Consider the following 2,003-nt stretch of genomic DNA (forward strand, 5'->3'; position numbering starts at 1 on the left):
CTAGTATGGTTAACTAATCTCGCACATCTGAGAATTCGGGTGTTTCCCAGTTGGGAAATACGCTTGGATGGAGGTTTAACCCGAATAGGAGTTAGAAATATGCCAGTTGTTTCATTGGCTCAAATGATGGAGTCAGGGGTTCACTTTGGGCATCAGACCCGGCGTTGGAACCCGAAAATGTCTCCTTACATTTATACTTCCCGCAATGGTGTGCATATCATCGACTTGGTGCAAACTGCCCAGTTGATGGATAATGCCTACAACTACATGCGATCGCACGCAGAACAAGGGAAGAAATTTCTTTTTGTCGGCACCAAGCGCCAAGCAGCTGGAATTATTGCCCAAGAAGCCAGCCGTTGTGGTTCCCACTATATTAACCAACGCTGGTTGGGCGGAATGTTGACCAACTGGGCAACCATCAAAACACGGGTAGACCGTCTAAAAGATTTAGAACGCCGTGAAGAAACTGGCGCACTAGATTTATTACCGAAAAAAGAAGCATCAATGCTACGTCGGGAAATGACGAAGCTTCAGAAATACTTAGGCGGCATTAAAACAATGCGGAAAGTGCCCGATATCGTGGTAATTGTAGACCAACGGCGGGAATATAACGCAGTTCAAGAATGCCAAAAGCTGAATATTCCAATTGTGTCCATGCTGGATACAAACTGTGACCCAGATGTAGTAGATATCCCCATCCCGGCAAACGACGATGCTATCAGGTCAATTAAGCTGATAGTCGGAAAATTGGCGGATGCCATTTATGAAGGTCGTCACGGTCAGCTGGATGTTGAAGAGGATTACGAAGATTACGACGGTAGTGAGTATGACGAAGACTACGAAGAGGGCGAATATACTGACGCCATAATTCCCGATGAGGAAACAGACGAATAAGTAAAGCAGGGGTGAAGAAACTGTCCGAAGGAGGGCGGTGGCTGGCAGAGTAGCAGCAAGCCGCCTTAGCCTGCGGTAAATCGTAGGCAAAGGTAGAGGCAAAAAAAGTCATACCTTATAACTTCATTATTTTTTCTACCCCAGCCCTGAGTAAGATAGAAATACTCAACACCCGTGAGCGATTACAACTCGAGGTCAAGTTAGGAATTGAGGCAACATGGCGGAAATATCTGCAAAACTCGTCCAAGAGCTACGCCAAAAAACTGGTGCCGGCATGATGGACTGCAAAAAGGCGCTGCAAGAGACTGATGGCAACATAGAAGAAGCCATAGACTGGCTACGGAAAAAGGGCATCTCTAAGGCGGGGACAAAAAGCGATCGCGTTGCGGCAGAAGGTCTAGTAGACACTTACATTCAGCCCGGTGGTCGAGTGGGTGTACTCATAGAAGTCAACTGCCAAACCGACTTTGTTGCTCGTAACGAGGCTTTTAAAGCTCTAGTTAAGAACCTGGCAAAGCAAGCAGCGACTGCTGATAGTGTTGAGTCTTTGTTGGCTCAACACTATATTGATAATGAAAATGCGACTGTAGAAGAATTCATCAAGCAAACCATTGCCACGCTAGGTGAAAACATCCAAGTGCGTCGCTTTGTCAATTTTGCACTAGCAGAAGGCACGCAAGGTGTAGTAGACAGCTACATTCACACTGGCGGTCGAGTTGGTGTATTGGTAGAACTGGGTTCTCAAACTGAGTCAGTGGCTACCAATCAAGAGTTCCAGAGCTTGGCACGGAACACTGCAATGCAAGTTGCGGCTTGTCCAAATGTCGAGTATGTGAGCGTAGACCAAATCCCCGCCGAAGTTGCCCAAAAGGAAAAAGATATTGAAATGGGCAAGGATGATTTGGCGAACAAGCCAGATAACATCAAAGAAAAAATTGTTCAGGGACGAATTGAAAAACGCCTGAAAGAATTGACCTTGCTCGATCAACCTTACATTCGCGATCAAAGTATTTCCGTGGAAGACTTGGTGAAGCAAGTGAAGGCGCAATTAGGCGAAGAGATTCAAGTGACCCGCTTTGTCCGCTATATACTGGGCATTTGGACAAGCC

The 2,003-nt window shown here is 46.4% G+C and carries 2 protein-coding genes; both read left to right on the forward strand.

The features are described from left to right. Positions 1–99: 99 nt before the first annotated feature. Positions 100–894 carry a 30S ribosomal protein S2 gene (gene rpsB, locus LC574_RS37665; protein WP_229458708.1) on the forward strand — a complete coding sequence of 265 codons (795 nt, stop codon included), beginning with the start codon at positions 100–102 and terminating at the stop codon, positions 892–894. 217 nt (positions 895–1,111) lie between these two features. Next, positions 1,112–2,003: translation elongation factor Ts (gene tsf, locus LC574_RS37670; protein WP_229458707.1), on the forward strand; the 892-nt coding region annotated here is incomplete at its 3' end.

The organism is Nostoc sp. CHAB 5715 (assembly GCF_020829685.1).
In the GTDB taxonomy this organism is placed as follows: Bacteria; Cyanobacteriota; Cyanobacteriia; order Cyanobacteriales; family Nostocaceae; genus Nostoc.

Coding starts and splice junctions, on each gene's coding strand:
- rpsB (WP_229458708.1), top strand. CDS start 100: ATGCCAGTTGTTTCATTGGCTCAAATGATGGAGTCAGGGGTTCACTTT.